17 protein-coding genes and 2 pseudogenes are annotated in these 25,259 nt (G+C 68.0%); 10 read left to right on the top strand and 9 right to left on the bottom strand.

The features are described 5' to 3' along the window. Positions 1 to 12 precede the first annotated feature (12 nt). Together BLEFHOIH_RS01520 and BLEFHOIH_RS01515 are read left to right on the top strand one after the other, a co-directional pair. Positions 13 to 831, top strand: coding sequence for a sel1 repeat family protein (locus BLEFHOIH_RS01520; protein ID WP_125461538.1), 819 nt, complete (start codon positions 13 to 15; stop codon positions 829 to 831). A 96-nt stretch (positions 832 to 927) separates the two neighbouring features. After that, entirely contained in the window at positions 928 to 1,209 is a 282-nt protein-coding gene (locus tag BLEFHOIH_RS01515; protein WP_088342737.1) for a DUF2277 domain-containing protein, read from the top strand. Positions 1,210 to 1,490: 281 nt separating this feature from the next. Here the strand turns inward: BLEFHOIH_RS01515 and BLEFHOIH_RS01510 are convergent, their stop codons facing one another. The 6 genes from BLEFHOIH_RS01510 to BLEFHOIH_RS01485 form a co-directional block, all read right to left on the bottom strand. Beyond that, on the bottom strand, positions 1,491 to 2,057 hold the full coding sequence (locus BLEFHOIH_RS01510; protein ID WP_088342736.1) for an NADPH-dependent FMN reductase: 567 nt from the start codon (positions 2,055 to 2,057) through the stop codon (positions 1,491 to 1,493). Positions 2,058 to 2,118: 61 nt separating this feature from the next. Then, a complete protein-coding gene (locus BLEFHOIH_RS01505) occupies positions 2,119 to 2,598 on the bottom strand; it encodes a DUF2269 domain-containing protein (protein WP_088342735.1) in 480 nt (159 codons plus the stop codon). Then, positions 2,595 to 3,887, bottom strand: a complete 1,293-nt coding sequence (locus tag BLEFHOIH_RS01500) for an SDR family oxidoreductase (protein ID WP_088342734.1) — start codon at positions 3,885 to 3,887, stop codon at positions 2,595 to 2,597. Before BLEFHOIH_RS01500 ends, BLEFHOIH_RS01505 begins: the two co-directional genes overlap by 4 nt. 415 nt (positions 3,888 to 4,302) lie before the next feature. After that, complete coding sequence (locus BLEFHOIH_RS01495) at positions 4,303 to 6,543, bottom strand: molybdopterin cofactor-binding domain-containing protein (RefSeq protein WP_088342733.1); 2,241 nt, start codon at positions 6,541 to 6,543, stop codon at positions 4,303 to 4,305. Beyond that, the gene (locus BLEFHOIH_RS01490; protein ID WP_088342732.1) at positions 6,544 to 7,035 is read right to left on the bottom strand and encodes a (2Fe-2S)-binding protein; all 492 of its coding nucleotides are present in this window, start codon (positions 7,033 to 7,035) and stop codon (positions 6,544 to 6,546) included. Further along, positions 7,032 to 8,426: a cytochrome c gene (locus tag BLEFHOIH_RS01485; RefSeq protein WP_088342731.1), complete on the bottom strand. Its 1,395-nt coding sequence runs from the start codon at positions 8,424 to 8,426 to the stop codon at positions 7,032 to 7,034. Before BLEFHOIH_RS01485 ends, BLEFHOIH_RS01490 begins: the two co-directional genes overlap by 4 nt. A gap of 331 nt (positions 8,427 to 8,757) precedes the next feature. Here BLEFHOIH_RS01485 and BLEFHOIH_RS27595 point away from each other — a divergent pair. The 4 genes and pseudogenes from BLEFHOIH_RS27595 to BLEFHOIH_RS01470 form a co-directional block, all read left to right on the top strand. Further along, positions 8,758 to 11,010, top strand: a pseudogene (locus BLEFHOIH_RS27595) (ATP-binding protein); the annotation flags it as partial. 84 nt (positions 11,011 to 11,094) lie between these two features. Then, positions 11,095 to 12,795: pseudogene (locus BLEFHOIH_RS27135) on the top strand (response regulator); the annotation flags it as partial. 116 nt (positions 12,796 to 12,911) lie between these two features. Further along, positions 12,912 to 13,769, top strand: a complete 858-nt coding sequence (locus BLEFHOIH_RS01475; RefSeq protein WP_088342729.1) for a universal stress protein — start codon at positions 12,912 to 12,914, stop codon at positions 13,767 to 13,769. Positions 13,770 to 13,873: 104 nt separating this feature from the next. Next, positions 13,874 to 14,305: a hypothetical protein gene (locus tag BLEFHOIH_RS01470; protein ID WP_125461537.1), complete on the top strand. Its 432-nt coding sequence runs from the start codon at positions 13,874 to 13,876 to the stop codon at positions 14,303 to 14,305. A gap of 490 nt (positions 14,306 to 14,795) precedes the next feature. Here the strand turns inward: BLEFHOIH_RS01470 and BLEFHOIH_RS01465 are convergent, their stop codons facing one another. Continuing rightward, positions 14,796 to 15,845 (bottom strand): LLM class flavin-dependent oxidoreductase, encoded by a 1,050-nt coding sequence (locus BLEFHOIH_RS01465; RefSeq protein ID WP_088342727.1) that lies wholly within the window; start codon positions 15,843 to 15,845, stop codon positions 14,796 to 14,798. Positions 15,846 to 16,413: 568 nt separating this feature from the next. Between BLEFHOIH_RS01465 and BLEFHOIH_RS01460 the strand changes: the two genes are divergently transcribed. From BLEFHOIH_RS01460 to BLEFHOIH_RS01450, 3 genes are all read left to right on the top strand, one after another. After that, the gene (locus tag BLEFHOIH_RS01460) at positions 16,414 to 17,946 is read left to right on the top strand and encodes an ATPase domain-containing protein (RefSeq protein ID WP_088342726.1); all 1,533 of its coding nucleotides are present in this window, start codon (positions 16,414 to 16,416) and stop codon (positions 17,944 to 17,946) included. Further along, on the top strand, positions 17,939 to 19,606 hold the full coding sequence (locus BLEFHOIH_RS01455; protein ID WP_088342725.1) for an ATP-binding protein: 1,668 nt from the start codon (positions 17,939 to 17,941) through the stop codon (positions 19,604 to 19,606). The genes BLEFHOIH_RS01460 and BLEFHOIH_RS01455 overlap by 8 nt, the downstream gene beginning before the upstream one ends. Positions 19,607 to 19,756: 150 nt before the next feature. Next, positions 19,757 to 20,719 (top strand): cation diffusion facilitator family transporter, encoded by a 963-nt coding sequence (locus BLEFHOIH_RS01450; RefSeq protein WP_088342724.1) that lies wholly within the window; start codon positions 19,757 to 19,759, stop codon positions 20,717 to 20,719. 144 nt (positions 20,720 to 20,863) lie between these two features. Here BLEFHOIH_RS01450 and BLEFHOIH_RS01445 read toward each other — a convergent pair whose 3' ends face one another. Both BLEFHOIH_RS01445 and BLEFHOIH_RS01440 read right to left on the bottom strand, forming a co-directional pair. Beyond that, positions 20,864 to 21,202, bottom strand: a complete 339-nt coding sequence (locus BLEFHOIH_RS01445; protein WP_088342723.1) for a metalloregulator ArsR/SmtB family transcription factor — start codon at positions 21,200 to 21,202, stop codon at positions 20,864 to 20,866. After that, positions 21,189 to 21,635, bottom strand: a complete 447-nt coding sequence (locus BLEFHOIH_RS01440) for an SRPBCC family protein (protein WP_088342748.1) — start codon at positions 21,633 to 21,635, stop codon at positions 21,189 to 21,191. The genes BLEFHOIH_RS01445 and BLEFHOIH_RS01440 overlap by 14 nt, the downstream gene beginning before the upstream one ends. Positions 21,636 to 21,982: 347 nt before the next feature. Between BLEFHOIH_RS01440 and BLEFHOIH_RS01435 the strand changes: the two genes are divergently transcribed. Continuing rightward, positions 21,983 to 25,249 carry a S8 family serine peptidase gene (locus BLEFHOIH_RS01435; protein WP_088342722.1) on the top strand — a complete coding sequence of 1,089 codons (3,267 nt, stop codon included), beginning with the start codon at positions 21,983 to 21,985 and terminating at the stop codon, positions 25,247 to 25,249. Positions 25,250 to 25,259: the final 10 nt, after the last annotated feature.

Genomic DNA, 25,259 nt, shown 5'->3' with positions numbered 1-25,259 from the left:
AAGGAGGCGGGAATGAGGGCGTTGATCGGCGTGTCCGCCGTTTTGGTGGCGGGGCTGAATTGTGCCGGTCGGGCGTCGGAGAGGAGCGATCCCGGCGATCCGCCCTGGCAGGCGCCGGCCGAGCGCGGCATCCAGGTGGCCCAGGCCGACACGGCAGCGCTGCCGGTGGCGCGGGTCGCGGGCGTCTCGGGCAGCGCCATCGGCCTCGGCCTCACGCCGCCCGCCGATGGCGTGCGCTTCGCCAAATTCCCCGACTTCCCGGCCGAGCTGAAACTCAGCCACGGCTTCAGGCTGCGCGGCTATTGGATCGTCTCGGTGAACGACCTTCCCCAGCTCAGCCTGATCTCGCCGCCCGGCTTTTCCGGCGCGGTCAAGCTCACCGTGCAGTTCTTCCGCGACAATGAGACGGCGGCCATCGCACAGCGCCTCATGATGGTGGAGCTGAAACCGGCGGAGGCCGCCGCCAGGGCCGAACCGCCGCCGGGAAAGCCCGCGGCCGTCGCCACCCGCGCCGAGCCGCCGCCGCCGCGCCCCGCGCCGGTGCCGCCGACCCGTCCGAGCCTCGAACAGGAGACCGAAACGCTCGACCGCGCCATCAAGCTGATGCGCAGCGGCGACATCGCCTCGGCGCGCCTGCTCTTCGAAGACCTCGCGGTCAGCGGCAGTCCGAAAGGCGCCCGCGCGCTGGCCGAAACCTACGATCCCGCCTATCTGAAAGGACTGTTCATCGCCGGCCTGCAGCCCAATCTGGAAACCGCGCGCAAATGGTACCGGCGCGCCATCGAGCTGGGCGACGCCGAGTCGGTCAAGCGCCTCGCCGCTTTGAATTGATCCGCAAAAGCCGCCATATTCGGGATCTGTCGCCGGGGATCGCGCCCGCGCCTTTTGGCATTGCGCGCGCGATCCGCCAAGCCTGGAGCCCCTGCCATGTGCCGCAACATCAAGACGCTGCATAATTTCGAGCCGCCCGCGACCGAAGACGAGATCCGCGCCTCCGCGCTGCAATTCGTGCGCAAGCTGAGCGGCGCCGCCCGCCCCTCCAAGGCCAATGAGGCGGCCTTCAACCGCGCCGTCGACAAGGTGGCGGAAGCGGCGCAAGAGCTGCTCGCCGCGCTGGTCACCACCGCCCCGCCCCGCGACCGGCACGAAGAAATGCTGAAGGCCCGCGCCCGTTCCCAGGAGCGCTACGGCGGCACCGGCGCCAGGTAGAGCGGGTCGGCCGAGTCGGGATCAGTCGGCCCCACCCTTTGTATTGCCATTCCCGCGAAGCCGGGAATCCAGCATCCTTGAGGAGCCCGCCGTGGACACGGCTGGAATCCCGGCTGCGCGGAAATGACAAAAAGTGGGTGCGTTGCGCCTGGCTTTTCCCTCTAAAATGACCCCTCTGCAGGCTTGGCGCCATCAACCCGGCCCGAAGCCGGACTCCCTCTCCCCCTTGGGAGAGGGCTAGGTCGCGGCACTCTTGAGGCGCCGGGAATCGTCGCGGCGCCCTAGCCCTTCGGCTTGGTGATCAACGCGATCCAGGCGGCGAAGGCTTGCAGGAAGGTGGTCAGAAACGCCGCTGTGGTTTGGTTGGTGAGCGCGCCGCTGTCGTCGAACAGCGTGCCGGATCGCGAGATATAGGCTTCCGGGGCCTGCATCGCCGGCATGTTCATCGAAACGAGCGACTGGCGCAGATGGTGATTGGCGCCGAAACCGCCCAAAAGGCCGGGCGACTGACTGACCACCGCCGCCGGCTTGCCGTTGAAGACGCTGCTCTTGCCCGGCCGCGAGGCGACGTCGATGGCGTTCTTCAGCACGCCGGGCACCGAGCGGTTATATTCCGGGGTGACGAACAGGACGCCGGACGTGGCGGCGATGGCCTGGCGGAAGGCCACCCATTCGGCGGGCGGCGCGGCTTCCAGATCCTGGTTGTAGAACGGCAGGCCGCCGATCGGCAGGATTTTTAGGCTGAGCTCGGGCGGCGCCAGTTTGATCAGCGCGTTGGCGACCCGGCCGCTATAGCTGTTCTGGCGCAGGCTGCCGACCAGCATCGCGACGTCGAATTTTTCGGTCATTGACGTATTCCCCCGGATGAGCATTTTGCCGGAGGCTACGCTGACCCGCTGCGGTCCGCCATCAATAGATCGCGAGCGAGGGGCGCGTCATCATCAGCCAGTAGATGGCGAGCATGGCGGCGAAGGCGGGGAAGCCGAAGGCAAACCAGGTGCGGAACAGCCGGTGATAGCGCTCCGGCAACGGCGTCCCTGCGGCAGCGGCGGCATCGGCGAGCCGGCGCATCTGCATCTGCATCCGCACCACCGGCAGCCAGAAGATGCCGACGAAAATATAAAGGCCGATCGACAGCATGATCCAGCCTTCGGTCAGCGCGTATCCCGTCACCGAGGCGAGGGCGAGGCCGGTTGCCGGCTGAAGCACGGCGGCGGTCGCCGTGAACAGGAAATCGGCGATGACGACGATGCGGGCAACGCCCGCGATCAGCGCGACATTGCCGGTGCGGTGCGCCATCAGCATGAAGAAGGCGATGCCGGCGCCGGTGCCGAGCAGCACCGCCGCGCCGAGAATATGCAGATATTTCAGGGCGAAATAGAGATTCATCGGTCCCCGAGAATGGCGAGTGCGATCAGGTGCAGCACCATGATCGGCAGGGCTTTCAGGAGCGGCCCCAGTGGGTCGATCCATAGGGCCGGCAGGATGATGGTGCCCGCGATCAGGTAAAGAACGGTGATGCAGAGCGCCGCCCAGAGGCCGAGGCGCGTTGTGCGCCGCCACGCGATGGCAAGGCCGATGAGAATGTCCGCCAGCGCCCCCCCGATGACGGCCGGAGCGGCGAGCGCGCCCGCGCCGCCTTCGCGCATCAGCGCGAGGCCGGCCTCGTAGCCCGGCCCGAGCGAGATCAGGCCGGTGAGGATCCAGAATGGCGGCAGCACGCAGAACAGCACCGCCTTGAGGAAATACAGGCCCGCGAACCAGCGCTCCTGCACCGAGGCGGGTTCGGCCGCGAGCGCATCGCCGAGCGAGCGCGGGGCGATGCCGGTGACGCGCGTCCAGTCCGCCGGGTCGCCGGTGGCGCCGCGCGCGATTTCCAGCCGCGCCGTCGAGCGCATCGGTGGGCGCCAGCCGAGCGCCCCGGCGGCATCGCCGAGCCTGAAGGCTAGCCCGGCCAGCCAGCGCGGCACCGGCCAGCGCCGCGCATCGCTCCAGCCGAGCCAGCGGCGGTAATGACCGACCGCGTCGGTGAAGCTGATCGCTTCCGGCCCGGCGAGGTCCAGGGTGAGCCGCGACGGCGCGCCCGGCCGGAGGGCGAAGATCACCGTGTCCACCAGCTCGTCGAGCTGCACGATTTGCAGCGGCGCCGTATCGGGCATCACCGGCAGGACCGGCAGCGCCGCCAGCCCGCGCAAGAGCGCGCTGCCGCCATAGGCCGCGCGCCCCACGACAACCGAGGGCCGCAAGATCACCCAGTCCAGGTCGCGCCGCATCAGCGCTTCATCCCCGCGCAATTTGGTCTGGGAGAAGGCCGTCGGCGCCGCCCGTTCCAGGCCGATGGCGGAGAGCTGCACGACGCGGCGCGGCCCCGCGCGCTCGCAGGCCCCGAACAGCGCGTCGACGCCTTGCTCATGCACGCCGCTGACGGAATCGCCCGGCCCGTCCTGCAGCGCGCCCGCGCAATTGACGACGGCATCGACGCCGGCGAGATGCGGCAGCCAGGCTTCCGCCGTGGTGGCGCGGGCAATGTCGAGGCTGACCCATTCGGCTTGCGGGAGACGCCGCGCCGCGCGCGCAACGCTCCGCGCGATGCCACGGACCTGGTGCCCGTCGCCGATCAGCCGGGCGACCACCGCCGCGCCGATCAACCCTGTCGCTCCCGTGACCAGAACCCGCATTGTCCGCCCCTTCCGCCGGCCCCGATCGCCGAGATGTGCATCAGAGCGGATCGGTTGGTGAGTCCCCTTCGCATCCCCCGCGAAAGGCGGAGATCCAGGCGCGCCGCAGCAAGGCGGTCAAGAAGCAGCAAAAACTCGCCCTTTCCCGCCGTCGCAGGACTCTCGGTCGATTTTGCGCAGTCTGCTTTCGCTTTAGCCGGGGCGGCGGTTGGAAGCAAAGCGAAAATGCCGGCTCTCCACGGCTAGGGGGAGATCGGTCCTGATGGAGGCAGTCGGCGGCACCTATTGTGGTGTCATTCCCGCGCAGACGGGAATCCAGCTTCCTTGAGGCGCCCGCCGTGGACGCGGCTGGATTCCCGCCTTCGCGGGAATGACAAATGCACGTCGCGCCTGACGTCTCCGAAATGATCCCGCTCTACACGCCGATCGCGGCCTTGAGCTTGGCGGCGGTCAGCGGCAGATCCCGCATCCTCTGGCCGGTCGCGTCGGCGACGGCATTCGCCAAGGCGGCAGCGGCCGGTCCCTGCGCCGCCTCGCCCGCGCCGAGGAACGGCAGGCCGGGCCGGTCGATGAGATGCACTTCGACGCTGTCCGGCACGGCGTGGAAGCGCAAAATCGGATACGTCGCCCAGTCGATCGAGGTGATGCGCGCCGTATCGAAGCTGACGCTCTCATATTGCGTCCAGCTCGCGGATTGCAGAATGCCGCCCTCGATCTGATTGCGCAGCCCGTCGGGATTGGCGATCTGGCCGCTATCCACCGCCGCCACCGCGCGCCTGACGCGGATGCGGCCGGTCTCCCGCTCGGTCTCGATCTCCATGGCGATGGCGCAAAAGGCGGCCAGATTCTTGTAGCGCGCGAAGGCGAAGCCGCAGCCGCGCCCGTCCTGCGATTTCGGCCTGCCGTCCCAGCCGAAGCGTTCGGCGGCCAGCGTCACCACATCGCGGGCGCGCGGGTCGTCAAGGTGGTTCAGGCGGAAGGCGACCGGATCGACATTGGCCGCCGCCGCCAGCTCGCCCATGAAACTCTCGATCGAGAAGACATTCATATAAGCGCCGAGCGAGCGCAGGGCCGAGACCCGCAGCGGCATGTCCGGCAGGAAATGATGCATGACCTCCGCGTTGGGCAGCGTATAGATCGGGATGGCGTTGCGGTCGCCGCCGCCTTCGGGGAGCGGGATGGGTTTGGGCTCCGGCACCGGAAACGGCTCGGCGATGTGCTGGCCGGCGAGCAGCGTGCCGGCCGGGCCGGGCCGGGTCAGATGGGTGTTGCTCCACACGGCATAATTCCAATCGACGATCCTGCCGGAGGCATCGAGCGCGGCGCGCGCCTTGGTCACCATCGCCGGGCCGAACGGCTCCCAGGCATTTTCCTGCTCGCGCATCCATTGCAGCCGCACCGGCGTGCCCGGCATTTTCGAGGCGATCAGGGCTGCATCGCCGGCGGCATCGTCGGCGCCATTATGGCCGTAGCAGCCAGAGCCCTGCACATGGATCAGCCGCACCCTGTCCGGCGGCAGCCGCAGCAATTCGGCGATGGCGGCGCGGTCGGGATAGACGCCTTGCGTGTGGGTGCACACGGTGACGGCGCCGTCCTCGCTATGGGCCACGGCGCAGGACGGGCCGATCGAGCCGTGCAGCATATAGGGCCGTGTATAGGTGACCTCGAGCGACAGGACCGCGGCGCCCGCTTCGCCATGCTGGTCGAGGATTTTGTAATCCTTCGAGGGCATCCCCATGATGAAGGCGGCCAGATCGCCCTGTTGCGGCAGATGGGCGTCCTCCTGCCATTCGGCGGCGGCGGCGAGCGTGCGCATGGCCTTGATCGCCTGATATTCGCGGCGCGCGACCACGGCGAGAAAATTGCCGTCGCGGATCACCCTGGCGACGCCCGGCATCGCCTCGACCGCCGCCATGTCCACCTGCTTCAGCGTCGCGCCATAGCTCGGCGGGCGCACGACGCGGGCGTGCAGCATTCCGGGCAGGCGCATATCCTGCACGTAAGCCGCGCCGCCGGTGACCTTGGCGGGGATGTCGACCCGCCGCATCGGCGTGCCGAGGATCTTGAAGCTCTTGGGGTCGCGCAGCGTCGAGATTTCTGCCGCCGCGACATGCAGATCGAGCGCGCCGACGAGATCGCCATAGCCGAGCCTGCCGCCGTCTGGCGCGATGACGGCGCCGTTCTCCGCCTTCAATTGCCCGGCAGGCAGGTTCAGCCGCTTGCCCGCCTCGGCGATCAGCAATTCGCGGACCTGCGCGGCGGCATTTCGAATAGCGGTGCCGCTGTCCTGCATGGAATGGCTGCCCGCCGTGTAGCCCTCATTGGCCGTGCGGCCGGTGTCGGCGGTAATCATGGTAATCCGCGCCGGCGGCAGATCGAGTTCCTCGGCGGCGACCTGGATCAGCGCCGTCTTGATGCCCTGCCCCAGCTCGGCCTTGCCGGTGAAGACCGTGGCCGAACCATCCGCATCGATACGGATCCAGGCGTCCAGATGGGGATCGACGGCGAGGCTGCCGGGCAGATGCGGCGCCGCCTTGCCTTCGGGTGTCTCGGAGGCGCCCTGGGCAAAGCCCGCACGCGCCAGCGAGAAGCTGACGATCAGCGCGCCCGCGCCCTGGAGCGCGGAACGGCGCGAAATGGTGATCGGCGCGGTCATCTATGCCGCTCCCTTGGCCGGGGCGGCGCTCGCCGCGCGCATCAGCCCGGCGGCGCGGTGTACCGCTTTCAGGATGCGCATATGGGTGCCGCAGCGGCACAGATGCGGCTCGAGCGCCTCGCGAATCTCGGCATCGCTGGCGTCGGGGTTCTTCTGCAGCAGCGCCTGGGCGCGCATCATCATCCCGGCGATGCAATAGCCGCATTGGGCCGCCTGCTCCTCGATGAAAGCCTGCTGCATCGGCCCCGGATCCTCCGCCGTGCCGAGACCTTCGAGCGTGGTGATGCTGCGCCCCTCGACGAGCAGCAGCGGCGTCACGCAGGAGAGCGCCGCCTCGCCATCGACGATCACGGTGCAGGAGCCGCATTGGCCAAGGCCGCAGCCATATTTCGCCGCGTGCAATTCCAGATCGTCGCGCAGCACGTAAAGCAGGGGCGTGTCGGGGTCGGCGTCGACCTCGCGTGTCTGGCCATTGACCATGAGTTGCGTCATGGCTTGTCCTCGCTGATGGTCTCCGATGTGGGCCGCCCTGGGCCGGAGGTGGTCTTGAGCGCGACATGGGACTGCCGCGCCTCGCGCAATTGCGCTTCGAGGCCGGTCCAGGCCGGCCTGTCGCTGAATTCGGCCCGCAGATAGGCGAGCAGCGCGACCGCCTGCGGGTCGGTCAGCACGGCCGCGAAGCCCGGCATGATCGCGGTCTTGACGCCTTCGGCGGCGGGCAGGCCCGCCAGCACGACATTGATCAGATTGCGCGGATCGTCGGAATTGACGACGCTGCTCAGCGACAGGGAGATGCCGCCATAGGGCACCGGGCGGCCGCTCTCGTGGCAGCTCGCGCAGGTGCTGGCATAAATCGCCTTGCCCAGATCGCCGCTGGCCGTCGGCGGCACAGTCTGGCTGCCGGCCGATTGCGGCTTGTCGCCTATGCCGGAGGGTTTTGCGGCGCTGATGAGCCGGTCGCTCTGCTCACGCCGCTCCGGGCTCGCCTCGCCCATCACCGAGGCGACATAGGCGGCGATGGCCGTCACATCCTCATCCGGGGCATTGGCCAGATTGGCCGTAACCGGCGCCATCGGCCCGCGCGCGACGCCGTGCATGCCGTGCCAGCCCTGGCGCAGATAGGCGGCGAGGGCGGTTGCGTCCCACAGGATCGGCGAGGGCGACTGGTGGTTGATGGCGAAGGCGTGCCAGCCCTCGGCGTCGCCGCCGGAGAACATTTGCCCCTGCTTTTCCGCGCCGAGCATATTGCGCGGCGTGTGGCAGGCGCCGCAATGGCCGATGCCCTCGACGAGATAGGCGCCGCGATTCCACACCGCGTCGCGCGACGGATCGGGCTTGTAAGGCCCCTCGCGCAGGAAAAGCAGCTTCCAGCCTGCGACGATGGGGCGGAAATTGATCGGAAACGGCAGAGCGTTGGGCGGCGTCTCGGCGCCGACCGGCTGGCGCGTCATCAGAAAGGCATAGAGCGCCCGGTTGTCCTCGTCCGTGACCTTGGTGAAATGATCGTAGGGGAAGGCCGGATATTGATGCCGCCGCTCGCGGTCGACGCCCCGGCGCATGGCGCGGGCGAAAGCCGCCTCCGGCCACCGCCCGATGCCGGTCTCGGCGTCGGGGGTGATGTTGGTGGAATAGATCGTGCCGAAGGGCGTCGGGATCGGCAGGCCGCCGGCGAACGGCTTGCCGCCCGGCGCGGTGTGACAGGTGTTGCAATCGCCCAGAGCCGCCAGAACGGCGCCGCGCCGGATGAGCGCGGGATCGAAGGCGGGGCGCTTGCCGGGGTCGACCGGCGGAATTTCGGGCTCCCAGGCGTAGTAGGCCGCACCGGCGCCGAGCACCGCCAGGACGGCGACCAACCCGATGGCAATCAACGCTGAGCGCTTCATGACGCTTGGTATCCGATGCTACTTGCCGAACCCGGCCGAGGGGTCGCCCAGCAACGCAAAAGGCAGTGATGGCAAAACGTTGCGCGTGTGTGTCTGTTCCGCGCACAAGCTTGTGAAGCCCTGCGGCGGCGCGGGCGCTCGGGTGGAACGGGGCCAAGACGGCCCGTCATCCCCCTCCATTCGAGATCGAGATCATTGTTCGCGATTTTGGATCGATCCATCGCGATCTGGGCGAAAGGCGGGACAACCCGGGCGCGCGGAGCGGCTTTCTATCCTTTCTACCCGAAGCTGAATTCGCTATAAATTCCGGCCATGCCGGCACCGCAATGCGATGGGGGCCGATTGCCGGCAGCGTCACGGCCCGGATCGGCAAGCGCATGAGAGATGGTCGTCCGTGAACGATATGCAGAAGAATAACGGCACCACCGGCCGCTACGAGAGCGCGACGGATTTCCTGGCGGGCGGCGGCGAACTCGGCGCGCTGATGCGGGCGCATGACTGGTCCGCGACGCCGCTCGGGGCGCCCGAGGACTGGCCGCAAAGCCTGAAAATCGCGGTGCGCGTCATGCTCACATCGCGCCAGCCGATCTGGATCGGCTGGGGAGACGCGCTGACCTATCTCTATAACGACCCCTATAAATCCATCATCGGCGGCAAGCATCCCTGGGCGCTCGGCAAGCCGACATCGGCGGTCTGGAGCGAGATCTGGAGCGACATCGGCCCGATGCTGGACACCGCGCTCGGCGGCGTCGAGGGCACCTATGTCGAGGAACAGCTCCTCATCATGGAGCGCAACGGCTATCCGGAGGAGACCTACTACACCTTCTCCTACAGCCCGATCCCCGACGATAGCGGCATAGCCGGCGGCATCATCTGCGCCAATACCGACGACACCAAGCGGGTGTTCGGCGAGCGCCAGCTCGCGCTCTTGCGGGACCTTGCCGCCCGCACGGCCGATGCGCGCAATTGGCGGGACGCCTGCGAAAGAAGCGCCGAGATGCTGGCGAGCAATCCACGCGATCTGCCCTTCGCGCTGATCTATCTGGCCGAGCCGGACGGCAAGACCGCGACCCGCGCCGCCCGCTGCGGCATCCCCGCCGATCACCCGGCCGCGCCGCTGAGCGTCGCCATCGACCGCGCCTCGCCCTGGCCGCTCGCCGATGTCTTGCGCCGGCACGAGATCAACCTCGTCCCCGACCTGCAATCGCTGGGCATCGATATCGCCAGCAGCGCCTGGAACCAGCCGCCCCGCCGCGCCGTCGTCATCCCGATCTCCGCCGCCGGGGAAACCGGCCGGCCGGGGGCGCTGATCGTCGGCCTCAATCCCTACCGGCTGTTCGACGACAGCTATCGCGATTTCCTCGGCCTCGTCGCCGGGCAGATCTCGGCCGCCATCGCCAATGCCGAGACCTATGAGAGTGAGCGCCGCCGGGTCGAGAAACTGGCCGAGCTCGACCGCGACAAGACGCAGTTTTTTTCCAATGTCAGCCATGAATTCCGCACGCCGCTGACCCTGATGCTCGGGCCGCTCGAGGAATTGCTCGCCGACACCGCCCGCCTGCCCGCCCCCGATCGCGCCCAGATCGAAGTGGCGCATCGCAACGGCCTGCGGCTGTTGAAACTGGTCAACTCGCTGCTGGAATTCTCGCGCATCGAGGCAGGCCGCGCCCAGGCGCGGTTCCAGCCGACGGACCTTGCCGCCCTCACCGCCGAGCTCGCCAGCAATTTCCGCTCGGCGACCGACAAGGCCGGGCTGGAGCTGGTGGTCGATTGCCCTCCCCTGCCGGAGCCGGTCTATGTCGACCGCGAGATGTGGGAGAAGATCGTGCTCAATCTCCTCTCCAACGCCTTCAAATTCACCTTCGACGGCTCGATCACGACGCAGATCAAACCCGTCCCCGGCGCGGTCGAGCTGACGGTGCGCGACACCGGCACCGGCATCGCCGCGCATGAATTGCCGCGCCTGTTCGAGCGCTTCCACCGCATCGAGGGCGCGCGCGGCCGCAGTTTCGAGGGCAGCGGCATCGGCCTCGCCCTGGTGCATGAGCTGGTCAAGCTGCATGGCGGCAGCATTCGCGTCGAGAGCGAGGACGGGCGCGGCTCGGCCTTCATCGTCGCCCTGCCGCTCGGCTCCGCGCATCTGCCCGCCGAGCGGATCGCCGAGGAGCGGGGCCTTGCCTCGACGGCGGTGCGCGCCCATGCCTATGTCGAGGAGGCGCTGCGCTGGCTGCCCGGCATCGCGCCCGGCGAGGAGACCGTCGAGAAGGACTTCGCCGCGCCCGCACCGGACATCAAGGGCGAACGCGCCTCGATCCTGCTCGCCGAGGACAATGCCGACATGCGCGACTATGTCCGCCGCCTGTTCGGCGTCCGCCATGAGGTCGAGGCCGTCGCCGACGGCAAGGCCGCGCTCGACGTGCTGCGCCTGCGCCGCCCCGACCTCGTGCTCACCGACATCATGATGCCGCGCCTCGACGGCTTCGGCCTCCTCCGCGCCATCCGCGAGGATCCCGAGCTGCGCGACCTGCCGGTGATCGTGCTCTCGGCCCGCGCCGGAGCCGATGCCAGCATCGAGGGCCTTGCCGCCGGCGCCGACGATTATCTGGCAAAACCCTTCTCCGCCCGCGAGCTGATCGCCCGCGTCGACAGCGCTCTGGCCATGGCCCGGATGCGCCGCCAGGTGAGCGAGATGCTGCGCGAGCGCGAGGAGGCGCAGCGCCAGCTCAACGAAGTGCTCGAGCGCCGCGTCGCCCAGGCCATCCAGGAGCGCGAGCAGGCCGAGCAGCAATTGCGCCAGTCGCAGAAGATGGAGGCGGTCGGCAAGCTGACCGGCGGCGTCGCCCACGATTTCAACAATCTGCTCCAGGTGATCGGCGGCAATCTGCAGATCCTCGCCAGGGACGTCGCCGGCAATGAGAGGGCCGAACAGCGGCTGCGCAATGCGCTCTCGGGCGTCTCGCGCGGGGCAAAGCTCGCCTCCCAGCTCCTCGCCTTCGGCCGCCGCCAGCCGCTGGCGCCGAAAGTGGTCAATCTGGGCCGCCTCGTGCGCGGCCTCGACGACATGTTCCGCCGCGCCCTCGGCGACGGCATCGAGACCGAGACCGTGATCGCGGCCGGGCTTTGGAACACGCTGGTCGATCCCTCCCAGGTCGAAAGCGCGCTGCTCAACCTCGCCATCAACGCCCGCGACGCCATGAACCGGCATGGCAAGCTGACGGTGGAGGCCGGCAACGCCTCGCTCGACGATGCCTATGCCGCCCATCACAATGTCAGCCCCGGCCAATATGTCATGCTCGCCGTCACCGACACCGGCTGCGGCATGACACCCGACGTGATGGACCGGGTCTTCGAGCCGTTCTTCACCACCAAGCCGGAGGGCCAGGGCACCGGGCTCGGCCTCAGCATGGTCTACGGCTTCGTCAAGCAGTCGGACGGCCATATCAAGATCTACAGCGAGCCCGGCCAGGGCACGACCATCCGCATCTACCTGCCGCGCGTGCTGCGCGACGAGGATGTCGCCACCGACGTCTCGCCCGGCCCCGTCACCGGCGGCACCGAGACCGTGCTCGTCGTCGAGGACGATGAGGATGTGCGGCTGACGGCGGTCGAGATGCTGTCGGACCTCGGCTACCGGGTGCTGAAGGCGCGGGACGCGCAGAGCGCCTTCGCCATCGTCGAGAGCGGCGTGCCGATCGACCTGCTGTTCACCGACGTCGTCATGCCCGGCCCGATGCGCAGCCCGGAGCTGGCCCGCAAGGCCAAGGAGCGGCTGCCCAATATCGCCGTGCTGTTCACCTCGGGCTATACCGACAACGCCATCGTGCATGGCGGCCGGCTCGATGACGGCATCGAGCTTTTGAGCAAGCCCTATACGCGCGAGGCGCTGGCGCGAAAGATCCGCCATGTGCTGCGCAACCATCATCAGCGCAATCCGCGCCTTGCCCCCGCCGCGCATCTGCCGCTCGACGCCGAGCCCGTCGCGAGCGGCCAGCGCCCCGAGCCGCTGCGCGTGCTGCTGGTCGAGGACGACGCGCTGATCCGCCTCACCACCGCCGACATGCTGACCAGCCTCGGCCATGCCGTGTTCGAGGCCGGCACCGCCCGCGACGCGCTGGTCATCATCGAGGAGCAGCCGGTCGATGTGCTGCTGACCGATATCGGCCTGCCCGGCATTTCCGGCGTCGATCTGGCGAGCGAGGCGCGGCGCAAGAAGCCGGACATGAAGGTCGTCTTCGCGACGGGCAATGACAGCGTGCCCGGCATCCGCGAGCGCGAGGAACTGGCGAGTGCCGTGCTGCTGCAAAAGCCCTATGACCAGAACGGGCTGGCCAGGGCGCTCGCCTCGGCGGACGAGGCGCAAGGCGCCTGAGCCGGTCAGCCAAAGGCAGGGCGGGCGTTGCAAAAAGGCCCGGCCCGGCGCAACCTTTGCCGGAATGAACCGCTTAATCTTGCGCAACGAAACCGGCCTTCCGGGAGAATTCCGCCATGTCGCTCTACACCTCCGTGCTCAAGCAGGTGCTCGTCGCCACCGATCTCTCCAGCCATTCCGACCGGGCCATCGCCCGCGCCCTGCAGCTCGCCGCCGCCCATGGCGCCGATCTCGACATCGTCCACGTGATGGAGGAGGGACTGCCGGTCGAGGCGCAATCCGAGATCACCGCGGCCAATGAGCAGGCCATCCGCGAAAAGCTGGCCGCCTATCCGCTCGCCGACAAGGTGACGGTGACCATCGACATGGTGGTCGGCAATGAGGACACCGACATCGTCGAGCGCGCCGTCATGGTCAACGCCGATTGCATCCTGCTCGGCCTGCATGACCGGCTGCTGGCGGAAAACCTCGCCATCGAGGGCACGCTCGCCGAAACCGTGATCGGCGCCAGCAAGGTGCCCGTCCTCCTGGTGCATAATGACGTCGCCGGCCCGTACCGCTCCGCGGTGGTCGGCGTGGATTTCTCGCCGCTGTCGCAATTGGCGATCCAGGCGGCGGTGCTGGTCGCGCCGGAGGCGACCTTGCACCTTGTCCATGCCTATGAGCCGGAAATCGTGTCGGAGGACGACAGCCACCCCGACATGCGGCGCAAGCTCGCCGATTTCGCGTCCGGCGAGAAAGCCGTGTTCGACCGCGCCGCGCAGCAGGCAGGCCTCGCCGAGATCGCGCTGAAGACCGTCGCCGAGCCGGGTGAGCCGCGCGACGTCCTGAAATCCGTCATCGCCGCGGAGCGCGCCGAGCTTCTGGTGGTCGGCACGCATGGCCGGACAGGTTTGGCCCGCAGCATCCTCGGCAGCGTCAGCACCGACCTGATCAATGCCCGCCTCTGCGACGTGCTCGTCATCAAGTCTTAGTCAAGCCGAGGCACGGCAATTCCAAATGCCGGCCTGATGGCGTAAAATAACCGCTCGGGGAAATCTGGGCGGGCGGCGGGCCTGCCGCAATGGAGGCCGGCGCCATGCCGCGATTGTTGGGCAGAGTCTTTACCTTATTCAGCCTTCTGGCCGCGCTGTTGTTGCTCGCGGGCTGCTCGTCCGGCGAAAGTCTGAAGGCGGCGGAGGCCGGCGTCGCCCATTTCCGCGCATTGACGGCGGCAAAGCAATTCGACGCCATCTACGCCGAGGCCAGCGACGAGTTCAAGCAGGCGACGACGGCCGCCGATCTCGGCAAGCTGCTCACCATGTTCGACCAGAAACTCGGCCCCCTCAAAAGCACCGAGCCCAATGGCTGGCGCGTCAACCACACGCCGACCACGACCACGGTCTATTACGGCCTGAAATCCCAGTTCGAGCGCGGCGCGGGAACCGAGACCTTCGTCTTCTTCATCCGCGACGGCAAGGCAGTGCTGGGCGGATACAACATCCAGTCGAACGCGCTGCTGATGAACTAGCTGGCGTTTCCGTACGGCGGGGCCTCGCATGGAACCGAAGCCGCGCGATTGTCCGCAGCCGGATTCTCTCGCAATCGCAATTATTCCGTCGCCCCGGCCGAAGAGCCGGGGCCTACTCGCCTTTCCGCAAGCACGGTGCCAGCGGTTCCGCCAATGGGTCCCGGTCCGGCCTGACGGCCGCCCGGGACGACGGGGGAAGAGACGTGCGATACGCAAAGGGAAAGCTGCGGCGAAGTCAGGCTCCGGGGATCATCGCGGCGGCCTGACGTCAATCTAAGCGGGATCATTTCGGTCGGACGCCGCCGCTCGCCGCAGCCCAACCCTCTCCGAGGGGAGAGGGTGGCACGCGAAGCGTGCCGGGTGAGGGGTTGCGGACTCACGGCCGACTCACGATCCCCTCACCCCAACCCTCTCCCAAGGGAGAGGGAGTCCGGCTGCGGATCTTGGAGGGGCTGCACTCAAATCCCTCTCCATCTAAAGCGATCCGGCCTTACGCCCCCGCCACGCCCAATTCCGTCCGCAACAGCGGAGCCAGCCGCGTGCCGATCAGCTCGATGCAGCGCATCACCTTGTCATGCGGCAGCTTTTCGCCGCCATTGACGCCGATAGTGACCCGGGTCAGGCCGCCCAGCGCCTCGCTAGCGCGCAGGATTTTGGCCGCCACGGTCTCGGGATCGCCGACCAGCAGCGCTCCGGACGGCCCGCGCACGGCATCGTACTGGGCGCGGCTGGTGGGGCCCCAGCCGCGCTCCCTGCCGAGGCGCGAAAACGTGTCCTCGTAATAGGGGTAGAACTCGTCCGCCGCCTGCTGCGTCGTGTCGGCGACATAGCCGATCGAATGCATGCCGACGGTCAGCGTCTCCGGCGCATGGCCGGCGCGGCGGCCCGCCTCGCGGTAGAGATCGACCAGCGGGCGGAAGCGGTGCGCCTCGCCGCCGATGATGGCGACGATCAGCGGCAGGCCGAGCGTGCCCGCGCGGGCGAAGGATTCCGGCGTGCCGCCGACGCCGATGCGCACCGGCAGCGGCTCCTGCAGGGCGCGCGGATAGACGCCTTCCCCCTTCAGCGGCGGCCGGTGCTGGCCGGACCAGTGCACGCTGGCGCTCGCGCGTGCCTTCAGCAGCAAGTCCAGCTTCTCCACGAACAGCGAATCGTAATCGGACAGGTCGAAGCCGAAGAGCGGATAGGACTCGATGAACGAGCCGCGCCCGACGATGATCTCGGCCCGGCCGCCCGAAATCAGGTCGAGCGTGGCGAATTGCTGGTAGAGCCGGATCGGATCGTCCGAGCTGAGCACGCTGACGGCGCTGACCAGGCGGATATTCTTCGTGCGCGCGGCGGCGGCGGCCAGCAGCACGGCGGGCGAGGAGGCGATGAATTCAGGGCGGTGGTGTTCGCCGACGCCATAGACGTCGAGCCCGATCCGGTCGGCAAGCTCGACCTCTTCAAGAAATTCGCGGACGCGCCGGGCGTCGCTTTGCGCGCCCCACTGGCTCTGGGGCAGGCTGCTGGTGATGAAGCTGTCTATGCCGATCTGCATGATTTTGATCCGGACTCTCGCAATCTGAGTTGCAAAACAAGGGACAGGCCGTGGCGGCGCCGCCGGCCCTGCCGCTATGTAAGACGTGCCGCCCTGCCCGGCAAATGCTGCCGAATCCAGCCAGGGGCAAGCAGAGGCGGCTATTGCGTCGGCGGGCCGGAACTTCTGTCGCGGCATGCAGTTTATTGCGGGCAACTCGCCTGCGGCGAACGCCCTGCCCTGTTTCTCGATGAATTCGGCCCAGCGCGGCTCGTGCGGCATAGCGATGCAGACCTCCCTGCCATCAGGGAAAGACGCCATCGCCCGCCACCATCCGGCAAGCGGCCTTGAATCGAAAGTGCGCGTGCTGCCTGATCCAAGCGCCACAGCATGCCCGAAGCGGAGGCCTCAGTGGCCTCCGTTTTGCTTTTGCCTCGCGCCGCCCCTGCGCCCTCCGATCAGGGAAACCTGAGGCGATGATGAACGTTACCCATGGGTAAACTCTCCCGTTGGGGGGGCAGAGAGTCAGCGCGCCAGGGCCACTCGTTCGGGGTTACACCGCGCGCAATCAAGAGGGTTCAGAAGCAGCATGACTTACGTCCCGGTAATCAACGCCCTCGAGCCTCGCGCCCCGACCGGCATTGAGGGCCTCGATGAAATTCTCGGCGGCGGCGTTACCAAGAGCCGCTTCTATCTGGTCGAGGGCACGCCCGGCACGGGCAAGACCACTTTGGCGATGCAGTTCCTGCTGGAAGGCGCCCGACACGGCGAGCCCGGCCTCTATATCACCCTGTCCGAGACCGTCACCGAGCTCCGCGCCGTCGCAGAGACGCATGGCTGGTCGCTGGAAGGGCTGGAGCTGTTCGACCTCGTCCCCGAGGGCAGTCTCGACCTTGAGCAGGAACAGACGCTGCTGCACCCGTCCGAGGTCGAGCTGGGCGAGACCGTGCGCGGCGTCATGGAGCGCGTCGAGGCGCTGAAGCCGAAGCGCATCGTGCTCGACAGCTTGTCCGAATTGCGGCTGCTCGCCCAGAATCCGCTGCGCTACCGCCGGCAGGTGCTGACGCTGAAGCGGTTTTTCTCGAACCATGCCAGCACCGTCTTCGTGCTCGACGACCGCACCTCCGAGACGGGCGACCTGCAATTGCACAGCATCGCGCATGGCGTGATCTCGCTCGACCAGGCCGCCACCGAATTCGGCGCCGAGCGCCGCCGCCTGCGCATCGTCAAAATGCGCGGCATCCAATATAGCGGCGGCTTTCACGACATCTCGATCAATACCGGCGGCATCCGTGTCTATCCGCGCCTGATCGCCGCCGGCCATCCCGGCGCTGCGGATTTGCAGATGTTCGCGACCGGCCTGGACGGCCTCGATGCGCTGCTTGGCGGCGGCCTCGTCCCGGGCACCACCACGCTGCTGAACGGCCCCGCCGGCGTCGGCAAGACCACCGCCGCCGTGCGCTGCATGGTCTCCGCCCTCGAACAGGGCCACCGCGCCGCCTTCTTCCTCTTCGATGAGCGCCTGCCGACCTTGTTGCTGCGCTCCGCCGCGCTCGGCATGGATCTGCAGCCGCATATCGATTCCGGCAATCTGACCATCCGCCAGGTCGACCCGGCCGAACTGTCGCCCGGCGAATTTGCCATGGCCGTCAGCAACGCCGTCGAGAAGGACGGCGTCAAAATCGTCGTGGTGGACAGCCTCAACGCCTATCTGCAGGCGATGCCCGAGGACAAGTTTCTGACGCTGCAGATGCACGAGCTGCTCGCCTACCTGTCGCAGCGCGGCATCGTCACCTTGATGATCCTCGGCCAGCACGGCCTTGTCGGCGACATCCGCTCGGATGTGGATTTGAGCTATCTTGCCGATACCGTGCTGCTGCTGCGCTTCTTCGAGGCCAATGGCGAAGTGCGCAAGGCGATCTCCGTCGTCAAGACGCGCACCACCGACCACGAGCGCACCATCCGCGAATTCCGCGTCGATGCGAAAGGCATGCGCATCGGCGAGCCGCTGAGGGATTTCCATGGCATCCTGACCGGCGTGCCGGTCTACAGGGGCGGGGAGGCCCCGCTGTTGGACGCGGCGGACACTCGGGCCGACAAGGGCGGTGCCGCCCATGAATGATCGTGTCCTCATTCTCACCCCGCATGGGCGCGATGCCGCCATCGCGACCGATCTGCTGCAGCGCTACGCCATCCGAGCCGTGAGCTGCGAGGATTTGACGGCCCTGCGCGTCCAGCTCGAGAAGGGCGCGGGTGCCGCGCTGGTGGCCGAGGAGGCGCTGTTCGGCGCGAGCCTCGAGTTGCTCGTCGATTGCCTCGACCAGCAGCCGCCATGGTCGGATTTCCCCTTCGTCGTGCTGGCGAACGGCGACAAGGGCATTCGCTCGCAGCGCGCCTTCGCGCGGCTCGACCGCCTGCGCAATGTCGTGCTGCTCGAGCGCCCCTTGCATGCCGAGAGCATGGTCCGCGCCGTCCGCTCGGCCCTCAATGCCAGGCGGCGGCAATATGAGGCCCGCGACGTGCTCGCCCGGTCGCGCGAGGAGCTGGAGCGGCTCGTCGCCGAGCGCACGCGCGAGCGCGAAGTGGCGCTGGCGCAATTGCACGAAGCGCAAAAGCTGGAAACCATCGGCCAGCTTACCGGCGGCGTCGCGCATGATTTCAACAATCTGCTGACCCCCGTCATGGGCAATCTGGACATGCTGCGACGGCGTATCCCGGCGGACGACCCGCGCTCGCAGCGTCTCGTCGAGAACGCCCTGCAGGCGACCAGCCGGGCCGCCACGCTGGTGCAGCGCCTGCTCGCCTTCGCCCGCCGCCAGGATCTGCAGCCGCGTGCCGTCGACGTCTCCGAATTGCTGCGGGGCCTGGAAGACCTCGTCACCCGCTCGATCGGCCCGACCGTCACCGTCGCCGTAATGGCGGCCCCTGACCTGCCCGCCGCCAAGGTCGATCCCGGCCAGCTCGAACTCGCCATCCTCAACCTCGCCATCAACGCCCGCGACGCCATGCCGAATGGCGGCAGCCTGACCATCGAGGCGAGCTTCCCCGAAACCCGCTCGGCGCGCCGGCAATGGCCGATGGAGGGCCGCTTCATCCGCATCAGCGTCGCCGATACCGGCACCGGCATGGACGCGCAGACTTTGCAGCGCGCCGTCGAGCCGTTCTTCTCGACCAAGGGCGTGGGCAAGGGCACCGGGCTCGGCCTGTCGATGGTGCATGGGCTCGCCGCGCAATCGGGCGGCACGCTCAACCTGTCGAGCACGCCCGGCGTCGGCACGCGCGCCGAGCTCTGGCTGCCGGTCGCCGATGAAGAGGCCGCCGCCAGCGAGCAGCTCCAGATCGACTCGGTCCCCGCCGCCCGGCCCGCCACGGTGCTGCTGGTCGACGATGAGGAGCTGGTGCGCATCGGCACGGCCGAAATGCTGTTGGATCTGGGCTATTCCGTGATCCAGGCCGGCTCCGGCGTCGAAGCGCTCGGCGTGCTGCGCTCGGGCGACACCGAGGTCGACATGATCGTCAGCGATCACCTCATGCCCGGCATGAGCGGCGCCGACGTGGTGCGCGAGGCCAGGAGCCTGCGGCCCGAGCTGCCGGCGCTGCTGGTCACCGGCTATACCAACCTCGCGCAGGGCCCCGGCGCCGAGCTGCCGCGCCTGACCAAGCCGTTCCGGCAGGCCGAACTCGCCTCCCGCATCGCCGACCTGCTCGAAGCCCGCCGCATGCGCGAAAGCGTCATGGCGGCGCGGCCGAATGGCGAGCCCTTTCGCGGCCCGGCGGAATAGCGCGCCCCCTCGGTCGTGCCCGGGTGGGGAGGCGTCCGGGTGAGTGGCTTTGCAGCCCATCCGCGCCACCGGCCCAACCCCTTTGCGGAACCCGCCCGATCCGCACGGGTTTTGCCCCCGCACCTTCCCTCTCGCAAGCATCGGTCGCGGATGGCCCCGAAGAAATCGGCATCGAGGACAGTCGTCTACGCGGCGCTCGCGGGCAACCTGCTCGTCGCCACCACCAAATTCATCGCCTCCGCCCTCACCGGCGGCTCGGCCATGCTCGCCGAAGCGGTGCATTCGCTGGTCGATACCGGCAACCAGATCCTCCTGCTCTACGGCCTGCGCCGCGCCGAGCAGCTTCCCACGCCCGAGCGCCCGCTCGGCTATGGCCGCGAGCTGTATTTCTGGAGCTTCATCGTCGCCCTGCTGATCTTCTCGCTCGGCGCCGGCGTCGCCATCCTCGAAGGCATCCTGCACATCCTCGACCCGCACCCGATCGAGAGCGCCTATATCAACTACATCGTGCTGGCGCTGGCCTTCCTGTTCGAGGGCGCGAGCTGGCTGGTCGCGCTGCGCAAGGTCGGCACCGTGAAGGGCCGCGAGGGCTATCTCACCGCCTTCCGCCGCAGCAAGGACCCGCCCTCCTTCATGGTGCTGTTCGAGGACACCGCCGCGCTGATCGGCATCGCCCTCGCCGCGCTCGGCACCTGGGCCTCCGTAGCCTTTGCCATGCCGATGCTCGACGGCGTCGCCTCGATCCTGATCGGGCTGGTGCTGGCTGGCACCGCCGCGATCCTCGCCACCGAGACCAAGTCGCTGCTGATCGGCGAACCGGCGAGCCCCGAGATCGTCAAGGCGATCACCGAGCTCGCCCTGGCCGATCCCAGCGTGCTGAAAGTCAACGGCATCATCAGCGCCCATCTGGCGCCGGACCAGATCCTCGCGACGCTGAGCCTGGAATTCGACGACAATCTCACCACCTCGGCCATCGAATCCAAGATCGTCGAGATGGAGGAGCGCATCCGCGCCGCCCACCCCGAGATCATCCTCCTCTTCATCAAGCCGCAGACGCCCGGCCGCTATCAGCAGGCCCGGCAGCGCCGGTTCGCCCCCGAGGGCCAGACGTAAGCGAGAGCTGGTCGGTTTTTGTCATCCCCTCGAAAGCGGCGATCCAAGTAAAGGGCAAAGTTTGCGGTTGGGCGCGGCCTTGACGCGGTCGCTTCTGCTCACTGGAGTCCCGCCTGCGCGGGAATGACAAGGTGTGTTTTCCCGTCACCGCTCGACAAACGACTTCAGCCGCGACAGGGCATCGTCCCATTGCTGCGAAACGCCGTCCAGATAGGCCTTGGCCTTGAAGATCGGCTCGGGCCGGAAGACGTACTGGCTCTCCCGCCCGACCCGCCTGCTGCTGACCAGCCCGGCATTCTCCAGCACGCGCAAATGCTTGGTGATGGCCTGCCGCGTCACCTCTGTATCCGCCGCGAGCTGAGCGATGGAGCGGGTCTCGCCATCGCTCAGCCTGCTCAGCAGATGCAGCCGGGTGCTGTCCCCGAGCGCGGCGAAGAGCGGCGCGGGGCCCGCATCGCGCGCGGCGACGCTATGACTCGACATGGGCCTGGACGTTCCTGATCTGCGCGCTCCAGCCGCGCTCGTTCATGCGGAAAGCCTCGGGCATCCGGTGGACGGGCACGCCGTCGAAGCCGGATTCGACGATGGTCAGCCGCGTGCCGCCGGCGATGGGCTCCAGCCGGAACTCGACCAGCGTCGGCGTCTCCCCTGAGTAATCCACATCGGGGTCGATGGCATAGGGATGCCAGGTGAAGGAGAACAGCCGCAAGGGCTCCATCGCCTGCACCTTGGACGCCCATCTCAAATGCTCATAGCTGGGCACCGTCATTTGCCCCGTCGTCACCTCGCCGGGGATGAACGGGCCGTCCAGCTTCACCCGGAACCATTCTCCGAATTCATTGTGGTCCGTCAGCGCCCGCCAGACGCGCTCGACCGGGGCTTTCAGCTCGATGCTCTTCTCGATTTTGTCGGACATAAACGCAACCTCCTGGTTGCGCGTAACCTGCCAGACGCTGGCGAAACCCGCAACCAATTTGTTGCATATTCTGAGATGCCAACACCCGCAAAGACCTCCGAAATTACTCACTCATCGGTAGAAATGCGTAGGTATACCAGGATGTTGGAGCTTTCATCGGACTCTTTACTTAAGCGTGGAAAACTGCCCCCTTCACCTCAACGGGTGATGCGACGCCGGATGCAACCGGACTATATGGAGCGATCACGCCACGCCGCCGCCCCTCCGCCATAGGCTCAAAACGGGCCATGCGATCCGGATCCCGGCGGCAAACGGCCAGAACCGTCGGCGATTCAGGAGGAATGCCCATGCGCTATAAGGGACGTATCACGCCTGCCCTCGCGGGCGCTTTGCTGGCCGCCATGTTGGGCGGCGCCATCCCGGCCCTCGGCCAGGGACGAGACCCGGCAAATTCAGAGCTGCGCAGCCTCGCCGCGCCGATGACGACCGACGCACCGCAAGTCAGCGCTCTCGCCGAGCGGGCGCGCAGCAAGGGGCTGATCCGCGTCATCGCCCGCATCGCGCAGCCGGCCGGCGAGTCGGCCGGCGGCGATCCCGCCGAAGCCGTCGCCCGCGCCTCGCGCGCCTTCCGCGCCCGCGCCCTGGACTTCGGCGTCGCCGCGGCCGAGCCCATCGCCGACCTGCCGCTCAGCGTCATCGAGATCACCGCCGAACAGCTCCAGCAGCTCGTCGCGGCCGGACTGATCTCCGACGCCGTCGAGGACATCCCCGAACCGGCAACGCTGCAGGACAGCATCCCGCTGATCGACGCCGACGAAGCCGCGACGCTGGGCGCCACCGGGGCCGGCCAGACCGTCGCCATCCTCGACACCGGCGTCGAAGCCAATCATCCCTTCTTCGGCGGGCGCGTCGCCTCCGAAGCCTGCTTCTCCTCCAATTCGGCAGCCTCGGGCGCGACCACGGTCTGCCCGGGCGGCGCCACCAACTCCACGGCGGCGGGCTCGGCGGCGCCTTGCGGCAATGCCGGCTGCGATCACGGCACCCATGTCGCCGGCATCGCGGCGGGGCAGAACGCCACCCGCCGGGGCGTCGCGCCCCAAGCCAATATCATCGCCATCCAGGTGTTCTCGCTGTTCACCGACGTGCCCGGCGGCGCACAATCCTGCGCCAATGCCAACCGGCCCTCGCCCTGCATCCTGACCTTCCAGTCGGATCAGATCCGCGGCCTGCAGCGCGTCTTCGACCTGCGCAACAGCTTCGCCATCGCGGCGGTCAATATGAGCCTCGGCGGCGGCAACACGCCGAGCTGCGATACCGACACCCGCAAAGCCCTCATCGACCAATTGCGCGGCGCCGGCATCGCCACCGTGATCTCCTCCGGCAATGGCGCATCCAGCACCGGCGTCGGCGCTCCCGGCTGCATCAGCACCGCCATCACCGTCGGCAACACCACCAAGGCGGACGCCGTCTCCGGCAGTTCCGACAGCGCGGCGGTCGTCGACATGCTCGCGCCCGGCACCAGCATCAACTCGTCGGTGCTCGGCGGCGGCTTCGGCCAGAAGAGCGGCACCTCCATGGCCGCGCCGCATGTCACCGGCGCCTTCGCCGCCCTGCGCTCGGTCCGGAACAACCTGACCGTCGATCAGATCGAGCAGGCGCTCGAGAGCACCGGCGTCGCCATCACCGATCCCCGCAACAATCTGGTGCGCCCGCGCATCGACGTCGAAGCCGCGCTGCGCAGCGCAACCACGCCGGTCTGGGCGGGCGCCATCTGGCGCTATACCAACACGCCTTGCAGCGGCGAATCCTGCCCCGGCTGGCAGCGCCTCGACAACAACACGCTGACCGTCGCCATCACCGGCGACAACGACCTCTACCAATTGCACAATACCGGCGCGATCTGGCGGCATACGGGCACGCCCTGCCAGGGCGATAGCTGCCCAGGCTGGGTCCGCCTCGACAACAATCCGATGGGCGTCGCCATCGCGGCGGGCGGCTCAAAACTCTACCAGCTCCATCGTGACGGCTCGATCTGGCAGAGCACAGGCGCCGCCTGCAACGGCGAGAGCTGCCCCGGCTGGGTCCGGCTCGACAACAACCCGATGGGCGCGGCGATCGCCGCGGCGGGCGACAAGCTCTACCAGCTCCACCGCGACGGCTCGATCTGGCAGAGCACCGGCGTTGCCTGCAACGGCAATAGCTGCCCAGGCTGGTTCCGCCTCGACAACAATCCGATGGGCATCGCCATCGTCGCGGCCGGCGACAAGCTCTACCAGCTCCACCGCAACGGCTCGATCTGGCAGCATACCGGCGTCGCCTGCCAGGGCGATAGCTGCCCCGGCTGGATCCGCCTCGACAACAACCCGATGGGCGCGTCCATCGTCGCGGGCGGCAACAAGCTCTACCAGATGCACCGCGACGGCGCGATCTGGGAACATACCGGCGTCGCCTGCCAGGGCGAGTCCTGCCCCGGCTGGATCCGCCTCGACAACAATCCCATGGGCTCGGCCATCGTCGCCGCCGGCAACAAGCTGTACCAGCTCCATCGCGACGGGCTGGTCTGGGAATATACCGGCACGCCCTGCCGCGGCGAGAGCTGCCCCGGCTGGCTGCGCCTCGACAACAACCCGCGCACCCGCGCCATCATGGCGGCCGGCGACAAGCTGTTCCAGTTGCATGGCAGCGACGTCGCCCAGCGCCATGTCGATGGCCGCATCTGGCAATCGACCGGGCTGAAATGCACCGGCGAAAGCTGCCCCGGCTGGGATCTCCTGGACAATAATGGCAACACCGTCCAGATCGTCACCGACCAGGGCTATCTCTACCAGTTGCACCAGAATGGCCGCATCTGGCGCTCGACGCGCGGGCCCTGCCAGGGCGAGAGCTGCCCCGGCTGGCAAATGCTCGACAACAACCCCCGCACCAAGGCCATCACCACGGCCAATGGCGAGCTTTACCAGCTCCATTCGGATGGCCGCATCTGGCGCTCGACGGGCGCCGCCTGCCAGGGCGAGTCCTGTCCCGGCTGGCAGATGCTCGACAACAACCGGCGCACCGTCGCCATCGCCGCCGGCGGCAACCAGCTCTACCAGTTGCATTCCGACGGCCGCGTCTGGCGCTCGACGGGCGCCGCCTGCCAGGGCGAATCCTGCCCCGGCTGGCAGATGCTCGACAACAATCCCCGCACCAAGGCCATCGCCGCCGGCGGCAACCAGCTCTATCAGCTCCACGCCGATGGCCGCATCTGGCGCTCGACGGGCGCCGCCTGCCGGGGCGAGTCCTGCCCGGGCTGGCAGATGCTCGACAACAATCCGCGCACGCGGATCATCGCGGCGGGCGGCAACCAGCTCTATCAGCTGCACACCGACGGCCGCATCTGGCGCTCGAGCGGCGCGCCCTGCCAGGGCGAGGCCTGCCCCGGCTGGCAGATGCTGGACAACAATCCGAACACCCAGGTGATCTCGGCCAATGAGAACCAGCTCTACCAGCTGCATTCCGATGGCCGCATCTGGCGCTCCTCGGGCGGGCTTTGCCAGGGCGAGCGGTGCCCCGGCTGGCAGATGCTTGACAATAATCCGCGCACGAAGGAGCTTTCCGAAAGCCGGACGCAATAGAGCCATTGGG

The sequence above is a fragment of the Rhodomicrobium sp. R_RK_3 genome, from assembly GCF_002198715.1.
GTDB lineage: Bacteria > Pseudomonadota > Alphaproteobacteria > Rhizobiales > Rhodomicrobiaceae > R-RK-3.
Note: the sequence above shows the minus strand (reverse complement) of the source record. Positions and strands in the feature narration are given on the sequence as shown.

Coding starts and splice junctions, on each gene's coding strand:
- BLEFHOIH_RS01445 (WP_088342723.1), bottom strand. CDS start 21,202: ATGTCGAGTCATAGCGTCGCCGCGCGCGATGCGGGCCCCGCGCCGCTC.
- BLEFHOIH_RS01485 (WP_088342731.1), bottom strand. CDS start 8,426: ATGAAGCGCTCAGCGTTGATTGCCATCGGGTTGGTCGCCGTCCTGGCG.
- BLEFHOIH_RS01455 (WP_088342725.1), top strand. CDS start 17,939: ATGAATGATCGTGTCCTCATTCTCACCCCGCATGGGCGCGATGCCGCC.
- BLEFHOIH_RS01510 (WP_088342736.1), bottom strand. CDS start 2,057: ATGACCGAAAAATTCGACGTCGCGATGCTGGTCGGCAGCCTGCGCCAG.
- BLEFHOIH_RS01460 (WP_088342726.1), top strand. CDS start 16,414: ATGACTTACGTCCCGGTAATCAACGCCCTCGAGCCTCGCGCCCCGACC.
- BLEFHOIH_RS01505 (WP_088342735.1), bottom strand. CDS start 2,598: ATGAATCTCTATTTCGCCCTGAAATATCTGCATATTCTCGGCGCGGCG.
- BLEFHOIH_RS01450 (WP_088342724.1), top strand. CDS start 19,757: ATGGCCCCGAAGAAATCGGCATCGAGGACAGTCGTCTACGCGGCGCTC.
- BLEFHOIH_RS01515 (WP_088342737.1), top strand. CDS start 928: ATGTGCCGCAACATCAAGACGCTGCATAATTTCGAGCCGCCCGCGACC.
- BLEFHOIH_RS01520 (WP_125461538.1), top strand. CDS start 13: ATGAGGGCGTTGATCGGCGTGTCCGCCGTTTTGGTGGCGGGGCTGAAT.
- BLEFHOIH_RS01490 (WP_088342732.1), bottom strand. CDS start 7,035: ATGACGCAACTCATGGTCAATGGCCAGACACGCGAGGTCGACGCCGAC.
- BLEFHOIH_RS01475 (WP_088342729.1), top strand. CDS start 12,912: ATGTCGCTCTACACCTCCGTGCTCAAGCAGGTGCTCGTCGCCACCGAT.
- BLEFHOIH_RS01500 (WP_088342734.1), bottom strand. CDS start 3,887: ATGCGGGTTCTGGTCACGGGAGCGACAGGGTTGATCGGCGCGGCGGTG.
- BLEFHOIH_RS01440 (WP_088342748.1), bottom strand. CDS start 21,635: ATGTCCGACAAAATCGAGAAGAGCATCGAGCTGAAAGCCCCGGTCGAG.
- BLEFHOIH_RS01470 (WP_125461537.1), top strand. CDS start 13,874: ATGCCGCGATTGTTGGGCAGAGTCTTTACCTTATTCAGCCTTCTGGCC.
- BLEFHOIH_RS01435 (WP_088342722.1), top strand. CDS start 21,983: ATGCGCTATAAGGGACGTATCACGCCTGCCCTCGCGGGCGCTTTGCTG.
- BLEFHOIH_RS01465 (WP_088342727.1), bottom strand. CDS start 15,845: ATGCAGATCGGCATAGACAGCTTCATCACCAGCAGCCTGCCCCAGAGC.
- BLEFHOIH_RS01495 (WP_088342733.1), bottom strand. CDS start 6,543: ATGACCGCGCCGATCACCATTTCGCGCCGTTCCGCGCTCCAGGGCGCG.